This window comes from Streptomyces sp. NPDC050121 (assembly GCF_044460385.1).
GTDB classification, from domain to species: Bacteria; Actinomycetota; Actinomycetes; order Streptomycetales; family Streptomycetaceae; genus Streptomyces; species Streptomyces soliscabiei.
In genome coordinates this window covers 148,470-173,362 of sequence record NZ_JBITJV010000018.1, presented here as the reverse complement: position 1 = coordinate 173,362, position 24,893 = coordinate 148,470, and the positions used below count along the sequence as shown (strand labels likewise).

The window sequence follows — 24,893 nt, the reverse complement described above, 5'->3', positions numbered from 1 at the left end:
GACCGACCGGGTGGCCGGGGGAGGCAACGTGGACGACTATGCGGGTCGGGTACTCGTCGACCGCTACCGCCTGCCGCTGCCGCCCTCCGACGAGTACGAACTCACCGAGACCCGGGCCTTCGACACCTACAGCGGGCAGGAAGTCCTGGTTCGCCAGGTGCCGTTGCCGGAGGTCGTCGAGGCGGAGGTGCTCGACGCGGAGGGGCTGCCCGACGGGTTCACGGCCCGCGAGCGCGGCGCACGGCGGCCGGGGGCACGGGGTGTGGGCGCGGGTGCGGGTGCGGGCGCCGGGACGAGACGGCCCGCCGACCCTGTCGTACGGCGGGCGATGGAGGCGGCGCAGGCCGCGGCGAGCATTCCCGACCATCCGCGGCTGGACCAGGTCTTCGACGTGTTCGCCGAGGGCGGTTCGCTGTGGATAGTGAGTGAACTGGTCGCCGCCCGGCCGCTGGCGGCACTGCTCGCCGAGCAGCCGCTGACGCCGTACCGGGCGGCCGAGGTCGCCTCCGACGTGCTCACGGCGCTGCGGGTGCTGCACGCACATGGCTGGGTGCACCGGAACATCACCGCGCGCACGGTCCTCGTCTGCGACGACGGGCGGGTCATGCTGACCGGCCTCGCGGTCGGCGCGGCCGAAGAGGCGCTGTGCGGGTACGACCCGGTGCCGACGGACGAGGATGCCTCCGGCGGTAGCGCCGGTAACGGTGGGAGCGGCGGGGCAGGTGGAGGCAGCGGGCCTCGGGCCGCGGTGCCGCTTCAGCCCGGTGGTGCCGGTGGTGCCGGTGGTTCCAGTGATCCCGGTGCATCCAGAGGTGTTGGTGGGCCCGGTGTGCTCGGTGGTGCTGGGGCAGGTGGGGCAGGTGGTGTCAGAGGGGCTGCCCTTGGGCCTGCTGGTGCAGGTGGTGTTGGTGGGGCTGCTGGTGGGTTTGGTGGGGCTGGGGTTGGTGGTGCTGTTGAAGGTGGGTTTGGGTCGGGGGCCGAGGCGGTGGATCCTGAGGCTGCTCGGCGGGCTGCCATAGAGGCGCGGGCGACCGGTGTGCTGCCGGTGCCGGCGGGCGAGGCGTCCGGTGGGGGCGGGGCGGTGGCCCGCAGGGCGCCCCTGGAGACCGGCGGAGACATCCGTGCCGCGCGGGCCGGGGCGATCGCCGCGTACCGGGCGGGCGCGCGGGCGGCGGCCCGGGTGCAGGAGGCCCAGGAGGCGCAGCAGAACGGGCGGGCGGCCCTGCCCGGCGCCCGGCCCTCGGCGGACAACGCCTCCGGGGGCGTGGACGGCGGGCCTCCCGGGCAGATCGCCGACCCCTACGGTGTCCGGGGCGCCCCCGTGCCCGGCGTGTCGCCGTATGCTCCGCTCCCGCACGCTTCCCACCCGCCCGCGCAGGAACCGTCGGGCGAGGCGCCGGCCGGGGCCCGTTGGGACGAGCTCGCGGCCGAGGCGCCCGGGAGCGTTCCCCGGCGTGGACCCGCCACCGCGCTGGCCGCCGAGCGGGCACGGCAGGCGCGGATGGCCGTCGTCGGGCCGGTCACCGAGCGGTGGGCGCCCGAGCAGGCCGGACCCGTGCACGAGAACTGGCAGCTGGCCGCGCCGATCGGTCCCGCGACCGACCTGTGGGCGCTCGGCGCGCTGCTCTTCCGGGCCGTACAGGGGCATGCGCCGTACCCGGAGGAGTCGACGGCCGAGCTGGTGCAGCTGGTGTGCGCCGAGCCGCCCGCCTTCGCCGAGGAGTGCGGACCGCTCAGGCCGGTCGTGGAGTCGCTGCTGCGCCAGGACCCCACCGAGCGCCTCGACTTCGAGGAACTGCGGGGCTGGCTGCGCTCGCTGGTCCGTTCCGCGCCGGAGCCGGAGGCGGGCACGTACGTCGTGGCCGCGCCGCCCGCCGATCCGCGTCGGCTGCCGATCGTCCGCCGCAAGGGCGAGCTGGTGCGCAGACGGCGCGCCGGACTGCCCGCGACGCACGGGCGGCACAAGCGGGGCCGCCAGGACACGGACCGCTCGCCGCGCAGTCTGGGCCGCACGCTGCTGGTGCTGATCCTGCTGGTGCTGGCCGCGGCGATCGCCTACGCCGTGCTGTTCATGCCCAAGGCCGGTGAGGACGGCGCGGCCGGTACCGACGGCTCCCAACGGACCGGGTCCACGGCGACGCCGGCGGGCCAGGCGCCCGACGCGAGCAGCGAGCCCCGGCCCGACCAGACCTCGCCGGGCGCCGGGGCCTCCGCGTCCTCGGAAGCCACCCGGACGCAGACCGGAGGCACCGGCAGCACGGGCGGCGCCGGCGCGAACGTCGCCGACGGCTTCACCGTCCGTAAGGACGACGCCGGCTTCCAGGTGGCCGTGGCCAACGGCTGGGACCGTACGCCGAAGAACGGACGCGGGCAGGTCGTCTACGCGCACGGGGACTTCGAGCTGATCGTCGTACCGGGACGCGACAGCGCCTCGTCGAACGGCAGCGACCCGATGGTCTACCAGCGGGAGAAGGAGAGCGAGCTCCAGCCGTACCGCGACTCCAGCTGGGCGACGGCCTCCGGGCTGCGTACGACGACGGTGGGCGCGCGGACCATGGCCGAGGGGCAGTTCACCTGGACCGACGGTGGCGGACGCGCGCTCTACGTGCGCAACCTCGCTGTTCTCATCTCAGGGCGGTACCACATCGTGCAGGTCAGAGGTCCCGAGGCGGAGCGCGACGAGGTCACGCGGCTGTACGAGCAGGCGTCGGCCACTTACCAGTACACCGGCTGAGAGTCGCCCGGTTCGTCCCGGTTCCCGCATGGTCGTGGAAGCGACAACCGTCACAGTGGTGTCTCCTTGGGACCCCGCTGGTTCCACGAATGCGGCCCGGTCTTTACGCTGAGCCTGTCAAGAGCATTGCGGGGCAACGTGAATCAGATGCAGGGCCTGCTCCTCGCGGGCCGCTACCGGCTTGCCGATTCCATCGGCAGCGGCGGCATGGGCCGGGTGTGGCGTGCCCACGACGAGCTGCTGCACCGGGCTGTCGCCATCAAGGAGCTGACGGCCGCGCTCTACGTATCGGAGGGCGACCGGGGCGTCCTGCTGGCGCGGACCAGGGCGGAGGCGCGCGCGGCGGCGCGGATCAACCACTCCGCCGTGGTCACCGTGCATGACGTGCTCGAACACGACGGCCGGCCGTGGATCGTGATGGAGCTGGTCGAGGGCCGCTCGCTGGCCGACGCCGTCAAGGAGGACGGGCGCGTCGAGCCCGCCGAGGCGGCCCGGATCGGCCTGTGGGTGCTGCGTGCCCTGCGTGCCGCGCACTCCGCGGGCGTCCTGCACCGTGACGTCAAGCCCGGCAACGTTCTCCTCGGGCACGACGGCCGTGTCCTGCTCACCGACTTCGGCATCGCGCAGATCGAGGGCGACACGACCATCACGCGCACCGGTGAGGTCGTCGGCTCCGTCGACTATCTCGCCCCCGAGCGGGTGCGCGGCCACGATCCCGGTCCGTCCTCCGACCTGTGGGCGCTGGGTGCGACGCTGTACACGGCGGTGGAGGGGCGGTCGCCGTTCCGGCGCACCTCGCCGCTGACCACGCTGCAGGCCGTCGTCGAGGAGGAGGCCGCCGACCCGCAGTACGCCGGCCCGCTCGGCCCCGTCATCACCGCCCTGCTGCGCAAGGACCCGGCCACCCGCCCCGACACCACCGAAGCCGAGCACCTTCTGGCCGAGGTGGCCGAGGGACGGCGCCCGAACGGGCCACCGGCGTATGTGCCGACGCAGTTCGGCGGCCCCGACCGGGCCACGGGGGGTCACCCCATCTCGCACTCCATGTTCAGCCCGACGTCGGGCACGGGCGCTACTTCGGGCACGGGCGGTATCTCTGGCACGGGCGGTATCCCCGGTACAGGTGGTACCTCTGGTGCCGGTGGTATCTCCGGTACCGCTGGTACGGCGTACGTTCCCGTGCCGCCGGAGGCGTCGACGCCGGTTCCCGGCTACGGCCCGACGGCCGTGGGCCCGACGCACATCGGCCCGGACTCGTCCACGTCGGTCGGCCGGCCGCCCCGGCGCCGCCGGCTGCGCACGCTCGCGCTCGTGATCGTCGTCGCCGCGCTGGTCGGCGGGGGTACGGCGGTGGCGCTGCAGGAGTGGGACACGGGGCAGCCGGAGGCCAGTGGTTCGGCGGGGCAGGCGTCGTCGTCCGCATCGCCGAGCCCGACGGGCATCGGCGCCCCGAGCGCCGTGCCCGACTCCTGGAAGCCGGTCGAGGACCCGCTCGGCTTCGGGCTCTCGCTGCCCGACGGCTGGGAGCGGACGGTGTTCCAGGACGACGGCGACCTCCAGCAGATCGACTACTCGCCCGACGGCGGCAAGCACTTCGTGCGCATCGCCCTCGACAAGTCCCCCGACTTCAGCGACCCGTACGCGCACCAGATCGACCTGGAGCAGCAGCTCAAGCGGCTGGTCGCCTACAACCGGGTCACCCTGGAGAAGAACGTCTACCGCGACCGCGACGGCTCCGAGTGGGAGTACACCTGGACCGCGCAGGCCAAGGACACGGAGTTCCCCGGGCCGCGCCGCGCGATCGAGGAGACGTACGTCGCCCGCAACGGCACCGAGTACGCGATCTACATGTCCTCGCCCGCGGCGGACTGGGCCACGACGGCCAAGCAGTTCAGGTCCGTGCTGCAGAGCTGGCGCGAACCCGCCTCATAGCTCCCCGCAGTTGGCCGGACGGCGTCCCGGAGGCATGGCGTCCGGTGGGGCATGATGGGCGCATGGGGACCGAGGGGGGCGGGAACGACGTACGGGTCATCGCGGGCCGTTACCGGCTGGAGGCGAGGCTCGGGCGCGGCGGCATGGGGGTCGTGTGGCGGGCCACCGACCAGCTGCTGGGACGGCGTGTCGCCGTCAAGGAGCTGACCCACGACGACACGCTGTCGGACGAGGAGGCGCGGGGCCGCCGCGACCGGACACTGCGCGAGGCCCGCGCGGTCGCCCAGCTGAGCCACCCGCACATCATCGTCGTGCACGACGTCGTCGAGGACGGCGAACGCCCGTACATCGTCATGGAGTTGATCGACGGCGGCTCGCTCGCCGACCGGATCGCCGCGCACGGCCCGCTCGCGCCGGACGAGGTGGCCCGCATCGGCGTGGCCCTGCTGGGCGCGCTGCGCGCCGCACACGCGGCGGGGGTCCTGCACCGGGACATCAAGCCCGCGAACGTCCTGCTGGAACGCGACAGCGACCGCGTCGTCCTCACCGACTTCGGCATCGCGCAGGTCGCGGGCGCCACCACGCTCACCGAGACCGGCTCGTTCGTCGGCTCGCCCGAATACACCGCGCCGGAGCGGATGTCCGGGGCGCGGACCGGCGCGGAGGCCGACCTGTGGTCGCTGGGCGCGCTGCTGTGTACGGCGCTCAGCGGCGAATCCCCTTTCCGGCGCGACTCGTTGGGCGGCATCCTGCATGCCGTCGTCTTCGCCGAGATCCGTACGCCCGCGCAGGCCGGGCCGCTCCTGCCCGTCGTACGGGGCCTGTTGGAGCGCGATCCGGACCGGCGGCTGGGCGGGGCGGAGGCGGAGCGGCTGCTGCGCGCCTACCTGGAGACCGGGCGGACGCCGCAGCCGGTGTCGTCCGGCTACACGCCGACCCAGGCCGATCTTCCCCGGCCACAGCCGGACCCGCCCGCCCGGGAGCGCTCGACGCGGGGGGTGCTGGTGGCCGCGCTGCTGGTCGCCGCGATGGCGGGGGCGGGCGTGTCGGCGGCGGCGCTGCTGATGAACGGGAAGGACGGCGACGGAGGGCGCACGCCCACGAGTTCGGCACCGGGGACCGGTGCGTCGACGAGCGGTACGGCGAGCGGTTCGGCCGGCGGTACGACGAGCCCTGCGCCCACACCCACCCCCCGACCCTCCTCTTCCGCAGCCTTCCCCCCTTCCTCCACGGCGGTTCCCGTGCAGCCCGTCGGGGGGACCCGCGGGCCCTCCGCGCCGTCGGGCTACCGCGTGGCCGACGACCCCGGCGGGTTCGCGCTCGCCGTGCCGGACGGCTTCACGCGGGTGCCGCAGGGCGAGCGGGTCTTCTACATGTCCCCGGGGCAGGTCTTCCGTCTCGGCGTCAAGATCGCCGACCCGCAACCGGGCGGCCCGCTGAGCGTGATGGAGCGGGCGGCGGCCAAGGGTGCGGACACCAACCCCGGCTACCACGACGGCCGGGTCACGAAGTCCACACACGGCGGACGCCCCGCCGCCCTCTGGGAGTTCACCTGGGACGGCTTCAGCGCGGCGGAGGGCCCCCGGCACACGTACGACCTGTGCTGGGAGGAGAGCGGGCGGCTGTACGACGTGTGGGTGTCGGCTCCGGTCGGGAAGGTGCGGGAGGCGCGGGAGTACTTCGACGTCGCCGTCGACACGTTCGTGACACGGTAGGAACGGCCGCGAGGCGGCCCGCACGACGACCGCCGGCCTGGCCCTCGACAAGCCTACGCGGCGGGGGAGTGGACGCCGGCCTTCCCCCGGGCCCGTTACCTCCTCCCGGCCGCCGACGACAGCTACTTCGGTCCGGCAGGCGGCCACGGCGGTGGCGTGGGGGAGGACGACCGGCTGGTCCACGAGGACAGTGTCGCGCCCGTGCACCGGGCCGGACTGCACAACCCGGTGCAGGTGCTGCGGCCGGAGTGCAGCAGCTGCTTCTGCCTCGACCCCGGCCGGGCGGCTGCCAGTCGCGCCCGGGTCCTCGAACGGGCGGCGGACGAGGGTGAGTTGGTGATACCGACGCACTTCGTCGGGTCGGGTGTGGTGGAGGTGCGGCGGTCGGGGACGGGAGGGTTCGCTGTGGGGCGGTGGGGGTGAGGGGGATCGTGGTAGTCATGGAGGCATGAGCAACGACGGTGATCCCGGCGGCGCCAAGGGACGGATAGTGGGCGGGCGTTACCGGCTGCTCGAACGCATCGGCTCCGGTGGCATGGGCACCGTCTGGCGGGCCCGCGACGAGCTCGTGGAACGCGAAGTCGCCGTCAAGCAGCCCCGGTTGGCCGGCGACCCCGAGGACGAGTCCCACCGTCGGGCCGCCCACCGCCTCTACCGCGAGGCCCGGGCCGCCGCCCGCGTCGACCATCCCTGCGCCGTCACCATTCACGACGTGGTGGTCGAGGAGGACGGGGCCGGCCCCGATGGGGGACTGCCCTGGATCGTCATGGAGTTGATCCGGGGCGAGTCCCTGCACGAGGTGCTGAGGCGCGGCCCGCTGGAACCCGCCGAGGCGGCCCGTGTCGGCCTCGGCGTGCTGGGCGCCCTGCGTGCCGCGCACGCCGTCGGGATCGTCCACCGGGACGTGAAGCCCGCCAACGTCCTGCTCGGGCCTGCCCCGCTCCCGGCTTCGCCGGACCGGGGGCACCCTCACGGCCGGGTCGTCCTCACAGACTTCGGCATCGCGCACGTCCAGGGCGAGGAGTCCCTCACCGCCGACGCAGAGTTCCTGGGCTCGCTGGAGTTCGTGGCGCCCGAGCGGATGTCCGGTCGTGGCGCGGGACCGGCCTCCGACCTGTGGTCGCTGGGCGTCCTCCTCTACACGGCCGTCGAGGGCCACTCGCCGTTCCGCCGCCCGACCCCGGAGTCCACGCTCGCCGCGATCCTCGCCACGGACCCACCCGAGCCGGAACAGGCCGGCCCCCTCGCACCTCTTCTCACCGCCCTTCTGACCCGCGACCCGAACGACCGCCCCACCGCCGAGGAGACCGCCGGCGCGCTGGAGCGGGCGGCCGAGGGCGGATCCGCGTCCTTCCCCGTGGCGGAGGGAGCGGGGAAGGACACCGTGCCTCAGGACGCGGGGAGCCTGCGCGAGCTCGGGGACGACGTCGGGACGCTTCGGGTCGGGACGCTGCAGACCGGGGGGCCGCGCCCCACCCCGATCCCGCGGCCCCGGCGTCCCCTTCACCACCGCATCCTCCACCACCGCCCCCTCGCCCTCGCGCTGCTCACCGGGGTCCTCGTCGGCGGGGCCTGGCTGGGAACCTCCCTCCTCCCGGGGGAGGGCGCGAGCGGGGCGGACGGGGAGCGGACGGTGACCTACGCCAGTTCGGCGCCGGCCGCCCCGTCGGAGCCTGCCCCCGCGCGGGCGCGTTGGGTCGCCCACCGGGAGGACGCAATGGACGCCGTGCTCACCCTCCCGAGTCCGTACCGGGAGTCCGCCCGGCAGGGCGCCGCCGGTCGGCAGCCCCGCCAGGTGGTCTACTCGGCGGGCGCCGTCGACGTACGGCTCAGGCAGTGGGATCGGGCGCCCGCCGCGCCGATGGCGCTGGCGGCCCAGGCACACGAGACCTGGCGGGGCCACGCCCCCGACGCGCGCACCCAGACCACCCGCACCACCTTCCACGGATACGACGCCGCCCTCGCCGACACCACCTACGGACTGGACGACACGCCGACCCGCGTCATGGAGCTCTTCGTCCGCACCGCCGACGCCCGCCTGTACGAACTGCGCGTCGACATGCCCAAGGGCACCCCGGACGAGAAGCAGGGCACCGCCGTGTTCAAGCAGGCCCGCGACCGCCTGGAGCTCGGTGAACGACCTGACCCGACGCCCTGATCAGCAGGTTTGTTGCCAGTGAACGCTGGCGTCGTGTGTGCGGTCGGTGAAACCGTATTACCGGCGGGTACCCAAAGTCTTCCCCACGTCATACCCTGCGCCTCATGACGGACTCGCAGGCCCCGGAAACGACGCCGGAAGCAACACCGGAAACGACGCCGGACAAGATGTCGGCCAAGACCGGCACCAACCCGATCGCCCCCACCCCCACCGGTGTCCGCACCGCCGCCGACGTGGTCACGCCGGAGCTGGTCGCCCAGCTCACCAAGGGCGTGACCGGCTCCGGCCGTACGGCCAACCACACACCGTTCACCGGCGAGAAGCTGGCCGACCTGCCAGAGTCCACCCCGGCGGACGTGGAGCGGGCCTACGAGACGGCCCGCAGGGCGCAGGCCGTCTGGGCGCGCACGCCCGTGCGGGAGCGCGCCGCCGTCCTGCTCCGTTTCCACGATCTGATACTGGCCCGTCAGGCCGAGGTGCTCGACCTGATCCAGCTGGAGACCGGCAAGGCGCGCCTGCACGCCCACGAGGAGGTGCAGGCCGTCGCCGTCGCCGCACGGCACTACGGCCGCAGGGCCCCCTACTACCTGCGCCCCAAGCGGCACGCCGGTGCCATGCCGACCCTGACGAAGGTCACCGAACTGCGCCACCCGCGCGGCGTCGTCGGCCAGATCGCGCCCTGGAACTACCCGCTGGAGCTGTCGGTCGGCGATGCGCTCCCCGCGTTCGTCGCGGGCAACGCGGTCGTCATGAAGCCCGACACCGAGACCTGCCTGACCGCCCTGTGGGCCCGTGACCTGCTCGTCGAGGCCGGCCTGCCCGCCGACGTCTTCCAGGTCGTCCTCGGCGAGGGCCCGGTCGTCGGCCCGGAGGTCGTCAAGCACGCCGACTACGTGTCCTTCACCGGCTCCACCCGCACCGGCCGCGAGGTCGCCCAGGGCGCCGCCGCCCGTCTCGTCGGCGTCTCCCTCGAACTCGGCGGCAAGAACGCCATGCTGGTCCTCGATGACGCCGACATCGAGAAGGCCGCGGCCGGCGCCGTCCGCGCCTGCTTCTCCTCCGCCGGTCAACTCTGCATCTCCATCGAGCGGTTGTACGTCCACGAGTCGATCGCGGACGCCTTCGTCGAGCGCTTCGCCGCCCGCACCAGGGCCATGCGCCTCGGCACCTCCCTCGCCTACGGCGCCGACATGGGCTCCCTGGTCGGCGAGCGCCAGCTGGAGACGGTGACCCGGCACGTGGACGAGGCCGTCGCCAAGGGCGCCGAGGTCGTCGCCGGCGGTGTCGCCCGCCCGGACATCGGCCCGTACTTCTTCGAGCCGACCATCCTCGACGGTGTGACCGAGCCGATGTCGGTGTGCACGGAGGAGACCTTCGGCCCGGTCGTCTCCATCTACCGCTTCAAGACCGACGACGAGGCGATCGAGCAGGCCAACGCCACGCCGTACGGCCTGAACTCGTCGGTGTGGACGAAGGACGGCCGCCGCGGCCGCGACGTCGCCTCCCGCGTGCGGGCCGGCACCGTGAACGTCAACGAGGGCTATGCCGCCGCCTACGGCAGCGTCCAGTCCCCCATGGGCGGCATGAAGGAGTCCGGCCTCGGCCGCCGCCACGGCTCCGAGGGCATCCTCAAGTACACGGAGGCCCAGACGGTCGCCCAGCAGCGTCTGCTGCCGCTGGCCCCGGCGCTGGGCATGGACGACGCGAAGTACGCGGAGTTCATGAGCCGGAGCCTGAAGGTGATGAAGGCACTCCGGCTGCGCTAGGGCCTGTCCGGCGGATCAGGTCGCAGGAAAGCAGCGGTGCCTGATCGATGCAGGTGAGCGGGGGATGGTGCGGCCACCTGCAAGGCGGAGGAGGGCGTGCCATTCCCCGCGTCTGCGGCATGCTCCGCCGGACAGGCCTTAGGGCGCAACACGCCCCAGAACCCCGCCCGTTCTCAACGAGGAGAGCACGTGCCCCAGGACGCCCACGCCCAAGCCCCCGCCCCCGCCCACTCCCGCGCCCACGACGATGACTACGACTACGACGTCATCGTCGTCGGATCCGGCTTCGGCGGCTCCGTGACCGCCCTGCGGCTGACGGAAAAGGGTTACCGCGTCGGCGTCCTGGAAGCCGGCCGCCGCTTCACCCGCGAGGCACTCCCGAAGAACTCCTGGGACCTGAAGAACTACCTCTGGGCCCCCGGACTGGGCCTGTACGGCATCCAGCGCATCCACCTGCTGGGCAACGTCATGGTGCTGGCCGGCGCGGGCGTGGGCGGCGGCTCCCTGAACTACGCCAACACCCTCTACGTACCGCCCAAGCCCTTCTTCGACGACCCCCAGTGGCGTGACATCACCGACTGGCAGGAGGAGCTGAAGCCGTACTACGACCAGGCGCGCCGCATGCTCGGCGTACGCCTCAACCCGACCATCACCCCCTCCGACGTGCACCTGAAGGCGGCCGCGGAGCGGATGGGCGTCGGTGACACCTTCCACATGGCGCCGGTCGGCGTGTTCTTCGGCGACGGCGAGGACGCGGACGGCACAGGCGTGAAGGCGAGGCCGGGGGAGCAGGTGCCCGACCCCTACTTCGGGGGCGTCGGCCCCGACCGCACCGCCTGTACCGAGTGCGGCGAGTGCATGACCGGCTGCCGGCACGGCGCGAAGAACACCCTGAACGAGAACTACCTCCACCTCGCCGAACAGGCGGGCGCGGTCGTGCACCCGATGACGACGGTCGTGTCCGTCACGGACGACTCACAGGGCGGCTACGCCGTCGCCACCCTCCCCACCGACGACCGCCGCAAGGCGAAGGGCCGGATCTTCAAGGCCCGCCGGGTCGTCCTCGCCGCCGGGACGTACGGCACCCAGACCCTCCTGCACCGCATGAAGGCGGGCGGCCAACTCCCCCACCTCTCCCATCGGCTGGGCGAGCTGACCCGCACCAACTCCGAGGCCCTGGTCGGCGCGCAGACCGACGACCGCCGCTACCGCAAGGCGACCGGCGCGCCGAAGGCGGACTTCACGCGCGGCGTCGCCATCACCTCCTCGATCCACCCCGACGCCGACACCCATATCGAACCCGTCCGCTACGGCAAGGGCTCCAACTCGATGGGCGGCCTGTCGATCCTCCAAGTGCCCTACGCGGACGGCTCGTCGAGGGTCGCCGGCTGGCTGGCGAACGCCGTCCGTCACCCCCTGCTCGTCCTGCGCTCGCTGTCCAACCGCCGCTGGTCGGAGCGGACCATCATCGGCCTGGTCATGCAGTCCCTGGACAACTCGCTGACGACCTACCTGAAACCGGACGGCGTCGGCAAGGGTCTGCTGACGGCGCGTCAAGGGCATGGCGCCCCCAACCCCAAGCAGATCAGGGCCGCTTCCGAGGCCGCCTCCGCGATCGCCGCCGACATCAACGGCTTCGCCGGCTCCAACGTCGGAGAGCTGATGGGCACCCCACTCACCGCCCACTTCCTCGGCGGCTGCCCCATCGGCGACTCCCGCGAGACCGGCGTCATCGACCCCTACCACCGCCTCTACGGCCACCCCGGCATCTCCGTCGTCGACGGCGCCGCGGTCTCCGCCAACCTGGGCGTGAACCCCTCCCTCACCATCACCGCGCAGGCCGAGCGGGCGATGTCGTACTGGCCCAACAAGGGCGAGACGGACCCACGCCCGGCACAGGGAACGGCGTACGAGCGGCTGAAGCCGGTGGAGCCGGTCAGCCCGGCGGTCCCGGCGGAGGCGTTCGGCGCGCTGCGCCTGCCCTTCCTGGGCATGCCGGCCGTCCCGCCCAAGGAGTAGGGCCACCGGCCCAGGGAATGGGCGAAGGGACCTGCGCCCCCCTCCGAGCGCAGGTCCCTTCGCTGGTCCTCCGGTCCTCGGACCGTCAAGACGTGTTACGCGTGCGAGCCCACCTTGCGGCGGCGTGCGGCGAACACCGCGCCCGCGCCGGCGATCACGGTGACCCCGCCGATCAGTCCGATCATCGGCAGCGCGGAGCTGGAGCCGGTCGAGGCGAGGCTGCCGCTGATCGGCTTGGCGCTGCCCTGGGGCCGGGCGCCGGTGCCGCTGGTGGGCTTGTCGCCGTTCGGCTTGGCGTCGCCGGCGCCGCCCGCGTCGCCGCCGGCGGCGAGGATCTGGACGTCGTACTCGTCACCGTTGTAGTGGCAGTCGGCCTTGTCGCCCACGTAGACGGCCTCGCTCATCGCGAGCGAGGAGCCCGCCGGAGCTTTCGCGCCGACCTTCACCCGCAGGTCGAGGGTGGCGGAGGAGTCCTTCTCCAGCTCGTCCAGCAGACCCACGAAGGAACCGGTGACGTTGACGGTCTTGCCGTCCTCGTCCTCGTAGGAGTCCTGGTAGGCGTTGGTCCACTTGCCGTCCTCCTTGACCTGGACGACGGCGAGGCCCTCGGACAGCCAGGCGTCCGTGTCGTCGGAGTACTCCAGGAACGTGGCCATGTACACGTTCTTGAAGTCGACGTCGGAGTTGTTCTCCACCTCGTACGTGAAGTCGTGCCAGCCGGAACCGGCGACGATCTTGCTCGGCAGGCCGCTGATCGTCGCCGAGAGGTTCTTGTCCAGGTCGACGCTCTTGCAGTCCGTGTACGGGTCGAACCCGCCGTCGTCCGCGCTTGCCGAAGCGCTCGCGCCGGCCGTGCCCGAGCCGGTCGCGGACGGCGACGTGGTGTCCGACGGCGTACCGGACGTCTTCGCGCCGCCGTCCGACGAGGACGACGAGGACGGCGACGTGGTGTCGGTCGGGGAGCCGGACGTGCCCGGGGTGTTCGAGTCGGCCGTGGACGGCGTGGAGGTGACGGTCTCCGTCGCGGTCGGGCTCGGGGAGGACGTGCCGTTCTCCTCCGCGAAGGCGGCGGGCGCGGACAGCAGGGCGAGCGGCGCGATGACAGCGGTCGCGGCCATGGTCACCATCGTGCGGCGAAGCTTCATGAAGACCTCGGGTCGATCCGGTTGGGGGGAGGCCTTCCGCATGGGGGTGTGGGAGTGGGCCTTGTTTCAGTAGGTGTGACAGGTGAAGCCTGTGAACAGTTGCCCTGGGCTCACAGGATCTTTATGTGGCGCGCATCACACCTTTGGCGGGTCGGGTGGCGGGTCGGATTCAGCCACCGGTCGGCTTCGCGCCCCGCAGGATCCCCTGGACGCCGGCGGCCGGTTTCCCCGCGGCCCGGTACGCCACCGGCTCCTCGTCGCCGGGGATCAGCCGCTGCCGCAGCGCCGAGCGGTAGGCGTCGGCGGTGACGGTCTCCCCCTGGAACTCGCCCTCGCCGATCCGACCGCCGTCGCAGGGCAGGACGGCGCCCGAACCGAGCGGGGCCCACCCTCCGTCGGAGAAGTGTCCGAACGCGACCACGTAGTCGTGGCCGACCTCCAGCCGCGAGGAGTCCCGCGACCCCACCTCCCTCTTCGCGCCGTCCTTCAGCTGCCATCCGTCGGCGGTGACCGACACGGTGGCCGGCAGCGCCGGCGCGCCGGCGCGGGTCCAGAGTCGTCGGTCGACCCGGAGGTCGACCGTCCGCGACAGGTAGTCCTCGCCCGAGCCGTCACCCGAGCCGTCACCCGAGTCCTCGCCCGAGTCCTTGCCCGGGTCCGCGCTTGAGTCCGCGCTCGAGGTCTCGCGCCGCTCGTGCTCGGCCGTGACCCGGACGACCGCGACCTGGTCGCCGTGCGACACCCAGTCGGTCGCGGTGAACGAGGGCACGGCCTCCTTCTCCGACTCGCCGAGCACGACGTTCCCGCCTGCGGTGGCGCCTGTGGCGGCGGAGTCGTGGCCGGTGTCGTGGCCGGGGCCGGGGCCGTCGTCCGTCAGCGGGACGAGCGCGAGCGCGCCGGCGAGGGCCGCGCCCAGCACGACCCCCGTGATCTTCGTTCGCGTGGTCATGGCCACGGGACTCCCCCTTGGTCGGTACAGCAGGTCGCCACTGTGACGCCGCGAGGCCTCTGTTCGTTCGGGGAGCACGGCCCCCGGCCGAGTCGTGGCCCGAACGCTCGGGCCACGACTCGCATCCGTCACTCCGCGCCGGTCACTCCGCGCCGGTCACTTCATGCCGGTCACTCCGCGCCGGTTACTCCGTGTCGCCCGTGTCGTTCGGCAGGAGGTCGCCGACGTCGATGGTGCAGGCGCGCCCGATCCGGGTGGCCGCCGTCCTGCGGATGGTGCTGGCGGTCCAGGTGGACGTGTCGCCGGAGCGCAGCTGCGCCGCGTAGGCCCGCAGGATCGTGGCGTCCGCCGGCGTCTCCGTCATCCCGGCCAGGTCGCCCACGATGTCCGAGAGCTCACCCGGCGAGTACTTGCTGCCGGCGTCGGTCGCGAGCGGCGCCGCGACCCGGCAGAAGGTGTCCGAGGCCGCCGCCGCGGCCGCGGCGGCCTTGGCGACCAGCCGGGCCCGGGCCACCGCGTCGAGGGCGTAGTTCTGTGCGGCGGTGGCGTCGGGCGTGGCGCTGGTCAGCAGCGTCTTGACACCGGCCGCGGTCTTGCCGGCCGCCTGGTAGGTGAGGGGCTCGGCCACCCCGCTGACCAGCCGGGCCGCCATCGTCGAGCGGTACGCCGAGGCGGTGACCGTCGTGCCCTCGTACTCGCCCTGGCCCACCTCGTTGCCGTCGTAGGGCAGGATGGCGCCGGTCCCCAGCGTCGACCACTCCCCGTCGGAGAAGTGGGCGAACGAGACCAGGTAGTCATGCCCGACCTCCATGCGGGAGGCGTCCTGCGAGCTCACCCGGAGCTTGCTGTCGCCCTCCTTGAACTCCCAGCCGTCGGCGATGATCGACAGGCTGTCGGGCAGGGCGGTGGCCCCGGACCGCGACCACACGCGCTCCTTGACCTGGAGGTCGATCGTCCGGGACAGATACCCCTCGCCGGCCGCGGTCTCCTCGCTGTCGGCGACCCCTTCGTGCTCGGCGGCCACATGGACGACCGCCGCCTGGTCGCCGTACGAGACCCAGTCGCTCGCGGTGCGGGAGGGGATGGCGTCCTTCGACTCGCCGAGGACGACGTCGCCGCGCCGGCCCGCCGCATCGGCGTGCGCGTCGTCCGTGAACGGGACGAGCGCGGCCGAACCGATCAGGACACCGGCCACGGCGGCGCCCAGCACGGTCCCCGTCACTTTTCTTCTGGTGCTCATTGCCACGAGATTCCCCCTGGTCAGCTCGTCAGATGTGAACTGTTCTCGCCAGATCCGGACGGACCTCAGTAGGTCGCGTTGATGTTCTCTTTGTTGTTGGCGCCGAGCTTGTAGACGTCGTTGTACGACATGCAGCCGAGGCGGTCGTCGTACAGGCCGAGCCGGGGGCTGGCGTCGGGGCCGTGCGTCAGGCCGACGGCGTGCCCGGTCTCGTGGCAGGCGTCCGACTTGTTGACCGAGCCGATTCCGGTGTGGTCCTTGTTGAAGACGATGTAGTGCTGGTCGCACTTCTTCGCGTCGACGGCGTCGTCACACCAGGTGATGCCGATCTTCCCGCGCGAGAGGGTCTTCGCTTTGTAGATGACGTCGGTCTCCGCGCCGCCCCGGTAGACACCCGAGGACTGGATCTTCACGACGAGGTCGGTCGGCCCGAAGTAGTCCTTCGCCGCACGGGCGATGGTGTTCTTCTCGGCCGAGGAGAGACTGCCCTCCCTGTAGAGGGTGAGGGTCTTGTTGTCCGTCTGGCAGAACCCGTCGCCCATGTCGCCGTCGAAACAGGTGTGGAAGTAGTTACTGGTCGGGTACATGTTGTCGGTCAGTGCGGCCTGGACCATGGTGGTGCCCGCGGCCAGGGCGGCGGTCGCCACCCCTATGACGAAGACCGTTCTCCGTTTGATCGCCACCTGCGATCCCCCCTGTCTGTCCGCCACCTGTGCGATTCATCGGAGGTTCCGATGAGCGCGGGGCGGATGGGGCGATCTAACGGGATCAAGCACTGGCCAAAAGTTGACCAAGCGCTGTTTGGCTCGATGTGATCTCTAAGAGGCTCGATGTGTGCATAGCGTGAAAGATCGGCGAAAGTTTTGAGAAATCCATGACCTTTGCCGGGTCCTCTTCCTGGGTCCCCTCCCGGGTCCTCTTCCTGGGTCCCCTCCCGGGTCCGCTTCCCGGGTCCACGTCCCGGGTCCACTTCCCGGCCTTTCGCCCGACCGCTCGCCCGGACATGGCGAAGGGCCTCGCGGGACGGAATCCGCGAGGCCCTTCGTCATCGTCAGCACCGGCGTCAGGGCAGCGCCGGTGCCTGGGAGCGGCGCCGGGGGGTTGCGCCGCTGGCTTGTCGAGTGCAGTGCAAGACCGAGTGGCGTGCACCGCCCTGCAGGGTCGAAATGGAGCTTTCTACGCATCGTGCTGGATGAGCGCGGCCCCCGCAACCGTTTGACCCAGCCCTTGTGCATTTTTGCAATTTCCGCCGGTCGGCCCCGGGCGTCCCCGAGGCCGGCCGTTCTCTTGGGTGACCGGGCTGCTGTCCCCTGCCGTCCGGTCACCTTTCCGGAGCGAGGTCCCACGACGCACGGCACGATCCGCACGCCTCATCGCTCCAGCGAGCCACGCGTGGTTCTTACGGGCCCGCCCCTGGCTGGAGCGGACACCGGGACCAACGACACCGTCCTTGGGGCAGTCACGCGCCGTACGGGTGAGAGGCCGCCCGAACTCAGATGCGACCCCGGCACAGCTCCAGGAGCGTCATGGCGAGGGACGTACCCGGCTTGCCCAGCGCCTCGCTGTAGTGGCTGAGGATCTCCATCTCGCGGGAGAGGTTCACCCGCCGCCCGCCGGAGGTGATCCGCGCCTCCTGGACGACGGCGGACACCGCCATCCGTTCCTGGATCAGCCCGATGATCCGGTCGTCCAGGGCGTCGATGCGTGCGCGTGCGCCGGTGATCACGTCGGCGGCCTCGGGGGTACGGGCGCCGGTCACGTCGGTGGCGGTCATGGGGGCTCCTCGTCGGTTCGGTGGGACGCCCCGGAGCGACAGGATCCGGAAAACACCAGGCGCCCCGGACCTTGTCGGCCCGGGGCGCCTGGGAAGTCGCTTGTCAGTTGCTCAAGCAGCACGACCATGGCAGCCGGTGGGCCGGTTGCCATAGGTAAAGACGAAGGTCGTGTGCGAAAGCATGCGGCCAGTATGCAGTGTCGTCGGGCGAGGTCCAAGGCGGTTCGCATCCTGAGACGAGGCGGCTGTGCGGGCACGGGCCCGGACCCACGCCCACCTCGGTAGAATTGGCCAGCACAGAGACCCCGCCCACCGCCGGAAGGCCCCCGTGTCATCAGCGACTCCCGCTGCCGCCGCCCCCGACACCGTCCTGGTCGTCGACTTCGGCGCGCAGTACGCCCAGCTCATCGCCCGTCGAGTCCGCGAGGCGCGGGTCTACAGCGAGATCGTGCCGAGCACCACGCCGGTCGAGGAGATGCTCGCCAAGAACCCGGCGGCGATCATCCTCTCCGGCGGCCCCTCGTCCGTGTACGAGGAGGGCGCCCCGACCGTCGACCGCGCCCTTTTCGAGGCCGGCGTCCCCGTCTTCGGCATGTGCTACGGCTTCCAGCTGATGGCGCAGACCCTCGGCGGCACCGTCGACAACACCGGTGCCCGTGAGTACGGCCGCACCGACCTGCACGTCTCCCGCTCGTCCTCCACCCTCTTCGAGGGCACCCCGGCCGAGCAGGCCGTGTGGATGTCGCACGGCGACGCCTGCTCCGCTGCTCCCGAGGGCTTCTCCGTCTCGGCGTCCACGGACGTCGTCCCGGTCGCCGCCTTCGAGAACGACGAGAAGAAGCTGTACGGCGTCCAGTACCACCCCGAGGTCATGCACTCCACGCACGGCCAGCAGGTGCTGGAGCACTTCCTCTACCGAGGCGCCGGGCTCACCCCGTCCTGGACCACGGGCAACGTCATCGAGGAGCAGGTCGCGGCCATCCGCGAGCAGGTCGGCGACAAGCGCGCCATCTGCGGTCTCTCGGGCGGCGTGGACTCCGCGGTCGCCGCCGCCCTCGTCCAGAAGGCCATCGGCTCCCAGCTGACCTGCGTCTACGTCGACCACGGTCTGATGCGCAAGGGCGAGACCGAGCAGGTCGAGAAGGACTTCGTGGCCGCGACCGGCGTCCAGCTGAAGGTCGTCGACGCGGAGGAGCGTTTCCTCACCGCTCTCAAGGGGGTCAGCGACCCCGAGGAGAAGCGGAAGATCATCGGCCGCGAGTTCATCCGCGTCTTCGAGCAGGCCCAGGCGGAGATCATCGCCGACGAGGGCCCGGCCGTGGAGTTCCTCGTCCAGGGCACGCTGTACCCGGACGTCGTCGAGTCCGGCGGCGGCACCGGCACGGCGAACATCAAGTCGCACCACAACGTGGGCGGCCTGCCGGAGGACCTCGAGTTCCAGCTGATCGAGCCGCTGCGCAAGCTGTTCAAGGACGAGGTCCGGATGGTCGGCCAGGAACTCGGCCTGCCGGAGGAGATCGTCCAGCGTCAGCCGTTCCCGGGTCCCGGCCTCGGTATCCGGATCGTCGGCGAGGTCACCAAGGACCGCCTGGACCTGCTGCGCGACGCCGACGCCATCGCCCGCGAGGAGCTGACGGCCGCCGGTCTCGACCGGGAGATCTGGCAGTGCCCGGTGGTCCTGCTCGCGGACGTGCGCAGCGTCGGTGTCCAGGGCGACGGCCGCACCTACGGCCACCCGATCGTCCTGCGCCCGGTCTCCTCCGAGGACGCGATGACCGCCGACTGGTCCCGCCTGCCCTACGACGTCCTGGCGAAGATCTCCACCCGGATCACCAACGAGGTGCGTGACGTCAACCGTGTCGTCGTCGACGTGACCTCGAAGCCGCCGGGCACCATCGAGTGGGAGTGACCCCCTCCACGGGGTTCAGGTCCGCTTGAGAGTGCGCACCGGCTCTCCGGGCTTCCAGACCTGGGCGACCAGATACGTGTCGTCCTCGACGTAGGTCCGCACGACCTCCGTCAGCTCGGTGCGGAAGAGGTGGAACGGCTCCGGCGGTTCCACCTCTTTCACGTACGCCGCCTTCGCCGCCCCGTCCACCACCTCCACGGCCCGACCGGCGATCCGTACGTCGCCCCCGCCCATCCCGGTGCCCTCGCCCGGGTTGGCCTGGAGGGCGAAGCGAGGGTCCCGGCGCAGGTCGAGGGCCTTGAGCGAGCCCGGCATCATGCCGAGCCACAGCTCACCGCCGAGGAAACGGACCTCGATACCGGTGGTGCGCGGGGAGCCGTCCTTGCGGAGAGTGGCGAGGACGTGATGCGTGAAAGCCCCGAAGCGGTCCTCGGCGACCTTCGCGAGTGCGGGTTCGTCGGCGGCGAAGACCGCCCAGTTCGCTGTCATACGGCGAGTCTGACGCCGATACCCGACATCTTCTGTCCGGTATAGCCCAGGTATAGCCAGGACGTCGGGTCAGGACGTCGGGAAGGACGTCGGGTCAGGACGTCGGGTCAGAATCCCTGCGGCACCGGCCGCACATACCGCTCCGACCCCGCCGCGCCCCGCACCGGCGTGCACCCGGCCGCCGTGAGCTGCTTGGCCAGCTTCGCGCGTCGGCTCGTGTTCACCCGCAGCGCGCCCAGCATGAACGCCGGCATCAGCACGGCGAGCGGGAGCAGCACGGCGTACACGCCGGTCAGCACGGCTATCAGCAGGAACAGCACCGCCGAGCCCCAGCCGATGAACTGCAGCTGCCTGCGGTTGGCGGCCGCGCCGAGGGCGTCGTGGCGGATGAGCGCCGTGATCAGGTCGACGTCCGGCTGGGCCTCGGGGACCGGGGTGAGCGAGCCCAGGTACATGCCCGGCACGGGCCGGCCGGGGCCCGGGTCGGGGAAGGCCGCCGAGTTCGCCGCGGCCCGCTGCCGCGCCCACGGGCTGGGGTCGCGCACCAGCTGGACGTGCAGGATGCGCTGCTTGCCGACCAGACGCACGCTCTCGTACCGGAAGCCGTAGCACTCGGCGATGTAGACCAGTGCACCGAACGTCTGCAACTCGGCGAAGGGATGGACCAGCTCGATGGCGTTGCGCGTCGAGATCTGACGCATGAGGGAGGTGATGTGGCGGTCGGCGATGCTCAAGACGTGCTCCGAAGGTGACGGAAATCGTCATCTTTGCATAACAGCTCTGCCCTTTTGCACTGACCGACGGTAACTTCCGCGTCGTAAAGCAACCCAGTGCTGGAGGACCGATGCACGGGCCCACGCCGCCTGCCCCGCTGCCCACCGACCGGCTGCAGTTCGCGATGCCGCCGATGCACGACTCGACGGAGGACGAGCGCAGGCACCGCAAGGAACGGCTGGCAGGGGCGGTGCGGATCTTCGGACGGCTCGGCTTCGAGGACGGCGTCTCCGGGCACATCACCGCCCGCGACCCCGAGTTCAGCGACTGCTTCTGGGTCAACCCGTTCGGGATGCCGTTCAAGCACGTCACCGTCAGCGACCTGGTGCTGGCCAACGCCGAGGGACAGGTCGTCGAGGGCCGCTACCACGTCAACCAGGCCGCCTTCACCGTGCACGCGCAGGTCCACGCCGCCCGCCCCGACGTCGTCGCCGTGGCTCACTGCCACTCGGTCCACGGCCGCGCCCTGGCCGCGCTCGGCGAACTCCTCGACCCCATCACCCAGGAGAGCTGCGCGTTCTACGAGGACCACGCCCTCTACGACGCCTATACCGGGGTGGCCGTCGACGCGGGTGAAGGGCGGCGCATCGCGGCCGCGCTCGGCTCCCACAAGGCGCTCGTACTGCGCAACCACGGCCTGCTGACGGTCGGCGACTCCGTCGACGCGGCCGCCTGGTGGTTCCTGTCGATGGAACGCTCCAGCCAGGTCCAGCTGACCGCGCGGGCGGCGGGCCGGCCCGTCCTGATCGACCATCGGGCGGCGGTGGCGACCCGGGAACAGCTCGGCGGCGACCTGGTGGCCTGGATCAACTACCAGCCGCTCTGGCAGGACATCAGCCGCAGCGAACCGGACCTGTTGAGCTGAGTGAGCTGAGTGAGCTGAGTACGGGGGATTCAACGGGGGTTCAAGGGGCGTCCGGTCTCAGAAACCCCGAAGGACGACCGCCTTCGTCCTCGCGAACTCCTCGTCCGTCAGTACCCCGTCCCGGTGCAGCTCGCCCAGTTCGCGCAGCCGGCGCAGCAGTACGTCGTGGTGGTCGGCCCGGGGCACGTGGGCCGCGGCCGCCCGGCGGAACCGGTCGTCTCCCGCACCCGCGCCCGCGCGCTCACCCTCGCCCGCGTCCTCGTGGCCGAGTTCGGTGTGCGCGCGGGCTGAGGGGTGCGGGAGACGGGCGGTGACCGCGGTCGCCACCAGCGCCGTCAGCAGGTCGCGGCTCACGTTGCCCCACAGGTCCAAGGCGTACGGGTCCTTCTCCGCCGGCAGTTTCGAGAACACCGTCTCGCGGGTCACGAAGCGCAGGAAACCGTCCTCGTAACCGGAGTTGGGCAGCCACTCGACCTGCACCAGATCCCCGACGTCGATCACCCGCGGGCCGGTCGCCCGCTTCACCCGGTCGGAGGTGTCCGCCCAGTCGACGCGCACCTGGATGCCGTCGAAGGAGACCGTCCCGTCGGACGACCGCACCGAGACCGGAACCGGCGGACCCGGCAGGAGATACGCCCTGGTCGCCTCATGGGGAATCTGCTCGAGCAGCAGCGCGTGCCGGATCTCCTCGGCCAGGTACTCGGCGACCCCGGAGCGGTCCATGTCCACCGTGAGCCGATAGGGATCGGCCGCGTCGGGCAGCCGACCGCCCGTCGCCTGCAACAGCGGATCCGCGCCCTCGCGCAGCCGCATCCGCAGCCGGCCGCGCCTGCGTTCGGGCTCGTAGACGATCCCGGCGACCGCCTCCAGAGGCACGGCGATCTCCCCGTACGTCTGCCGGAACAGCGGCACGGAGCGATGCAGCCCCGGCGTGATCCTGACCGTCGTGCCGTCGAAGGCCCAGGTCCCGTCACGCTGGATGATCTCGGCCATACGGAAATTCTCGCAGCCGGGTCAACACGGCCCGCCCCGCTTCACCCGCGCCGATCACACCTACCGGAAACGACAGGGTGTGCCGTAGGGCACAATTCGCTGTCATTACAGGGGAGTTGTTCACAGGGTGGCGGGCGGGGTCCGCAGCGGGTTCTCCAGGGCCGCCATCCGATCGGGTCGCGGGGAAGGCGGGCGTCGGACGTGGCGGTGCAGGAGGCGAGGCAGGGCATGGTCCCTGGCCAGGGAGCGGGCGCGCACGACGGCGGCTGCACCTGCGGGGACTGCCCGCACGGGGCACGCGAAGGGCACCGGCGCGCGGTGGCCGCGTTCCTGGTGAAACGGGACGAGTTCGCGGCTGGACAGGGTGTGCCGGCCGCCGTCGTCCACTCCGCGTCCGCCTCCCGGCAGTGGGTCTCCGAGGAGCTCACCCAGTCCGCGGAACTCGTCGCCGACCGCGGGCGCGCCGAGGGCGAGGCCTGGCTGGCCCGCCTGTGGTTCCGCACGGCGGTCACCGTATGGGTGACGGTCGTCGCGCTGCTGCTGGTCCAGTCCCTGACCGCCATCGGTGCGGGCTGGACCGCCGCCCGCACCGCCGGACTCCTCGCCGCGCTCGTCGTCGCCGGCGTGCTGACCGCCGCCTCCTGGTTCCACCGGGCCCGCGGCGGGGCGCTCGCACCGGTGATCGGCGAGGACAACCGCCTCTCCACCTCCCGTGCGGTCGCCGCCGCCTGGGTCCTGCTCGTCGCCTACGCCGTGCTGGTCCTGGTCGGACGGCTCGCCGCCGCCTCCGACCACGCCCAACGCGACGCGCTGATCGCCGGCCTCGACCTCGCCCGGGGCGCCGGTGTGGTGACCGTCCTCGCCGTGGTCTGCGGGATCGCCGTGCTGGTGCGCCGGGTGGTCGGCCTGCGCGTCCTCGCCCAGCGGCTCCAGAAGGTCCGCGCCCACCGCCCGCGCGCCGCCGACCTGCTGACCGACGACGCCGGCCGCGGCACCTTCGCCGACATCCAGTACGTCGTGATCGTCGCCGTCGCCCTCGTCTTCGCCGCGGTCCGGCTGGCCCGCCGCCCCGACCAGCTCCCCGACCTGCCCTGGGGCCTGGCCGTCGTCGTCCTGGTCTCGGCGGCGACCTACCTCGCCGGCAAGTACGCCGAGGGCGGCCGTCCCGTCATTCTCTCCGTCGTCCGCTCCCGCGAGGCCGGCGACCTCGACGCCCCGATCCGCACCGGCGACGACATCGAGATCCGCGGCGCCGGCTTCGTGCCGCCCGGCGCCCAGACCGCGGACCGTCTCTCCCGCATGGTCGTCCGCATCGGCCCGGTCCACGTCCACGTCCCCCTCGTCCCGGTCACGGGCGGCTTCAGCAATCCGACCGACGCCGTCCTCACCGTCCCCGTCCCGGCGGACGTGGAACCGGGCCGAGTCGAAGTACAGGTCGTCACAGCCGCGGGAACGGAGACGAACCGCTACGTGATCGACGTGACGGACTGAACGGGAGGGGGAGGGAACGGGAAGGGGAGAACGGGCCGGGGGAGAACGGGCCGGGGGAGAACGGGCCGGGGGAGAACGGGCGGTGAGTGAACCGACGGGCGAACCGACGCGAAGTGAACGACGGGGAGTGAACAGCGGGAGTGAACCGGCGGGGAGTGAACAGCGGGGGGCGAACCGGCGGGATGGAGCACCCGTGCTGTCAATTGGTGGGCGGAAAGCCCGTGCAAGCAGTTGAGCGCACCCCCCATTTCGTACGTAAGGTCTGTTGAGGGGTCCCACCACTCCGGGCGAGAGGCGGCTACGGGCGATGACTCACGGCATGCGGATGGACACCTACCCCCCTTACCTAGACGGCGGCGGCCGCAGTTGGCGTGACACCGCCACCCGGTACGCCCTCCTTCCTCTGCGCATCTTCCTCGGCGTCACCTTCATCTATGCGGGCCTCGACAAACTCACCGACGGCGCCTTCCTGAAGGGCAGCGGCGCCGGCTCGATCGGCGACACCATGCGCGCCGCCCGTGACTCCTCGGCCATCCCGGCCCTGGTCGACATGGCCCTGAAGAGCCCCGTCGGCTTCGGCTACGCCATGGCCTTCGGGGAACTCGCCGTCGGTATCGGCACCCTGCTGGGCCTTCTCACTCGAATCGCCGCGCTCGGCGGCGCGCTGATCTCGCTCAGTCTGTGGCTGACGGTGAGCTGGGCCTCGGACCCGTACTACTACGGCAACGACCTCGCCTACCTCATGGCCTGGCTGCCCCTCGTCCTCGCCGGCGCCCCGGTCCTCTCCCTCGACGGGGTCTGGCGAAGCCGACGACGACAGCGAGCGGGAGGCCTGGCCTAGACCCACCCCCGACCGTCAGGGCCGACCGGCTGGCCGCTCCGACCGGCCGACGGGTCGACCGCGGGTTGACCGCTCCGACCGTGCGGCCGACCGCTCCCA

Annotated in this window: 18 protein-coding genes and 1 pseudogene; 11 read left to right on the top strand and 8 right to left on the bottom strand. The window is 72.0% G+C overall.

Features of this window, described 5'->3' with window-relative positions:
* Positions 1-28 precede the first annotated feature (28 nt).
* From ACIBTS_RS26595 to ACIBTS_RS26565, 7 genes and pseudogenes are all read left to right on the top strand, one after another.
* Complete coding sequence (locus ACIBTS_RS26595) at positions 29-2,734, top strand: protein kinase (protein ID WP_399322646.1); 2,706 nt, start codon at positions 29-31, stop codon at positions 2,732-2,734.
* 147 nt (positions 2,735-2,881) lie between these two features.
* Positions 2,882-4,666 carry a serine/threonine-protein kinase gene (locus ACIBTS_RS26590; RefSeq protein ID WP_399322645.1) on the top strand — a complete coding sequence of 595 codons (1,785 nt, stop codon included), beginning with the start codon at positions 2,882-2,884 and terminating at the stop codon, positions 4,664-4,666.
* A gap of 62 nt (positions 4,667-4,728) precedes the next feature.
* A complete protein-coding gene (locus tag ACIBTS_RS26585; RefSeq protein WP_399322643.1) occupies positions 4,729-6,381 on the top strand; it encodes a serine/threonine-protein kinase in 1,653 nt (550 codons plus the stop codon).
* 63 nt (positions 6,382-6,444) lie between these two features.
* Positions 6,445-6,804, top strand: a pseudogene (locus ACIBTS_RS26580) (MBL fold metallo-hydrolase); the annotation flags it as partial.
* 25 nt (positions 6,805-6,829) lie between these two features.
* Positions 6,830-8,539: a serine/threonine-protein kinase gene (locus tag ACIBTS_RS26575; protein ID WP_399322641.1), complete on the top strand. Its 1,710-nt coding sequence runs from the start codon at positions 6,830-6,832 to the stop codon at positions 8,537-8,539.
* Positions 8,540-8,643: 104 nt separating this feature from the next.
* Positions 8,644-10,305: a succinic semialdehyde dehydrogenase gene (locus ACIBTS_RS26570; RefSeq protein WP_399322640.1), complete on the top strand. Its 1,662-nt coding sequence runs from the start codon at positions 8,644-8,646 to the stop codon at positions 10,303-10,305.
* Between the two features lie 189 nt (positions 10,306-10,494).
* Positions 10,495-12,324 (top strand): GMC family oxidoreductase N-terminal domain-containing protein, encoded by a 1,830-nt coding sequence (locus ACIBTS_RS26565; protein ID WP_399322639.1) that lies wholly within the window; start codon positions 10,495-10,497, stop codon positions 12,322-12,324.
* Positions 12,325-12,419: 95 nt separating this feature from the next.
* Here the strand turns inward: ACIBTS_RS26565 and ACIBTS_RS26560 are convergent, their stop codons facing one another.
* The 5 genes from ACIBTS_RS26560 to ACIBTS_RS26540 all read right to left on the bottom strand — a co-directional run bounded on the left by ACIBTS_RS26560 (position 12,420) and on the right by ACIBTS_RS26540 (position 17,474).
* Entirely contained in the window at positions 12,420-13,442 is a 1,023-nt protein-coding gene (locus ACIBTS_RS26560; protein WP_399322638.1) for an LPXTG cell wall anchor domain-containing protein, read from the bottom strand.
* Positions 13,443-13,638: 196 nt separating this feature from the next.
* Positions 13,639-14,418, bottom strand: coding sequence for a hypothetical protein (locus ACIBTS_RS26555; RefSeq protein ID WP_399322637.1), 780 nt, complete (start codon positions 14,416-14,418; stop codon positions 13,639-13,641).
* Positions 14,419-14,602: 184 nt separating this feature from the next.
* Positions 14,603-15,658: a hypothetical protein gene (locus ACIBTS_RS26550; RefSeq protein ID WP_399322636.1), complete on the bottom strand. Its 1,056-nt coding sequence runs from the start codon at positions 15,656-15,658 to the stop codon at positions 14,603-14,605.
* 65 nt (positions 15,659-15,723) lie between these two features.
* Positions 15,724-16,341, bottom strand: a complete 618-nt coding sequence (locus tag ACIBTS_RS26545) for a hypothetical protein (protein ID WP_319672257.1) — start codon at positions 16,339-16,341, stop codon at positions 15,724-15,726.
* Positions 16,342-17,150: 809 nt separating this feature from the next.
* Positions 17,151-17,474, bottom strand: a complete 324-nt coding sequence (locus tag ACIBTS_RS26540) for a chorismate mutase (protein ID WP_319672262.1) — start codon at positions 17,472-17,474, stop codon at positions 17,151-17,153.
* A 286-nt stretch (positions 17,475-17,760) separates the two neighbouring features.
* On the opposite strand from ACIBTS_RS26540, the gene guaA reads away from it, so the two are divergent.
* On the top strand, positions 17,761-19,341 hold the full coding sequence (gene guaA / locus ACIBTS_RS26535) for a glutamine-hydrolyzing GMP synthase (RefSeq protein ID WP_079660351.1): 1,581 nt from the start codon (positions 17,761-17,763) through the stop codon (positions 19,339-19,341).
* A 15-nt stretch (positions 19,342-19,356) separates the two neighbouring features.
* Here guaA and ACIBTS_RS26530 read toward each other — a convergent pair whose 3' ends face one another.
* Both ACIBTS_RS26530 and ACIBTS_RS26525 read right to left on the bottom strand, forming a co-directional pair.
* On the bottom strand, positions 19,357-19,830 hold the full coding sequence (locus ACIBTS_RS26530) for a pyridoxamine 5'-phosphate oxidase family protein (protein WP_399322635.1): 474 nt from the start codon (positions 19,828-19,830) through the stop codon (positions 19,357-19,359).
* Positions 19,831-19,937: 107 nt separating this feature from the next.
* Positions 19,938-20,564 (bottom strand): hypothetical protein, encoded by a 627-nt coding sequence (locus tag ACIBTS_RS26525; protein ID WP_399322633.1) that lies wholly within the window; start codon positions 20,562-20,564, stop codon positions 19,938-19,940.
* Positions 20,565-20,674: 110 nt separating this feature from the next.
* Between ACIBTS_RS26525 and ACIBTS_RS26520 the strand changes: the two genes are divergently transcribed.
* Positions 20,675-21,469, top strand: coding sequence for a class II aldolase/adducin family protein (locus tag ACIBTS_RS26520; RefSeq protein ID WP_399322632.1), 795 nt, complete (start codon positions 20,675-20,677; stop codon positions 21,467-21,469).
* A gap of 57 nt (positions 21,470-21,526) precedes the next feature.
* Here ACIBTS_RS26520 and ACIBTS_RS26515 read toward each other — a convergent pair whose 3' ends face one another.
* Positions 21,527-22,462, bottom strand: a complete 936-nt coding sequence (locus tag ACIBTS_RS26515) for a DUF4429 domain-containing protein (RefSeq protein WP_399322630.1) — start codon at positions 22,460-22,462, stop codon at positions 21,527-21,529.
* A gap of 201 nt (positions 22,463-22,663) precedes the next feature.
* Between ACIBTS_RS26515 and ACIBTS_RS26510 the strand changes: the two genes are divergently transcribed.
* Both ACIBTS_RS26510 and ACIBTS_RS26505 read left to right on the top strand, forming a co-directional pair.
* A complete protein-coding gene (locus ACIBTS_RS26510; protein WP_399322628.1) occupies positions 22,664-23,953 on the top strand; it encodes a hypothetical protein in 1,290 nt (429 codons plus the stop codon).
* A 307-nt stretch (positions 23,954-24,260) separates the two neighbouring features.
* A complete protein-coding gene (locus tag ACIBTS_RS26505; RefSeq protein WP_399322626.1) occupies positions 24,261-24,794 on the top strand; it encodes a DoxX family protein in 534 nt (177 codons plus the stop codon).
* Positions 24,795-24,893: the final 99 nt, after the last annotated feature.

What these genes read in the sequence shown, in the direction of transcription:
- ACIBTS_RS26585 (WP_399322643.1), top strand. Translation starts at nt 4,729, where the DNA reads ATGGGGACCGAGGGGGGCGGGAACGACGTACGGGTCATCGCGGGCCGT.
- ACIBTS_RS26515 (WP_399322630.1), bottom strand. Translation starts at nt 22,462, where the DNA reads ATGGCCGAGATCATCCAGCGTGACGGGACCTGGGCCTTCGACGGCACG.
- ACIBTS_RS26550 (WP_399322636.1), bottom strand. Translation starts at nt 15,658, where the DNA reads ATGAGCACCAGAAGAAAAGTGACGGGGACCGTGCTGGGCGCCGCCGTG.
- ACIBTS_RS26530 (WP_399322635.1), bottom strand. Translation starts at nt 19,830, where the DNA reads ATGACAGCGAACTGGGCGGTCTTCGCCGCCGACGAACCCGCACTCGCG.
- ACIBTS_RS26520 (WP_399322632.1), top strand. Translation starts at nt 20,675, where the DNA reads ATGCACGGGCCCACGCCGCCTGCCCCGCTGCCCACCGACCGGCTGCAG.
- ACIBTS_RS26560 (WP_399322638.1), bottom strand. Translation starts at nt 13,442, where the DNA reads ATGGCCGCGACCGCTGTCATCGCGCCGCTCGCCCTGCTGTCCGCGCCC.
- ACIBTS_RS26570 (WP_399322640.1), top strand. Translation starts at nt 8,644, where the DNA reads ATGACGGACTCGCAGGCCCCGGAAACGACGCCGGAAGCAACACCGGAA.
- ACIBTS_RS26505 (WP_399322626.1), top strand. Translation starts at nt 24,261, where the DNA reads ATGACTCACGGCATGCGGATGGACACCTACCCCCCTTACCTAGACGGC.
- ACIBTS_RS26555 (WP_399322637.1), bottom strand. Translation starts at nt 14,418, where the DNA reads ATGACCACGCGAACGAAGATCACGGGGGTCGTGCTGGGCGCGGCCCTC.
- ACIBTS_RS26575 (WP_399322641.1), top strand. Translation starts at nt 6,830, where the DNA reads ATGAGCAACGACGGTGATCCCGGCGGCGCCAAGGGACGGATAGTGGGC.
- ACIBTS_RS26590 (WP_399322645.1), top strand. Translation starts at nt 2,882, where the DNA reads ATGCAGGGCCTGCTCCTCGCGGGCCGCTACCGGCTTGCCGATTCCATC.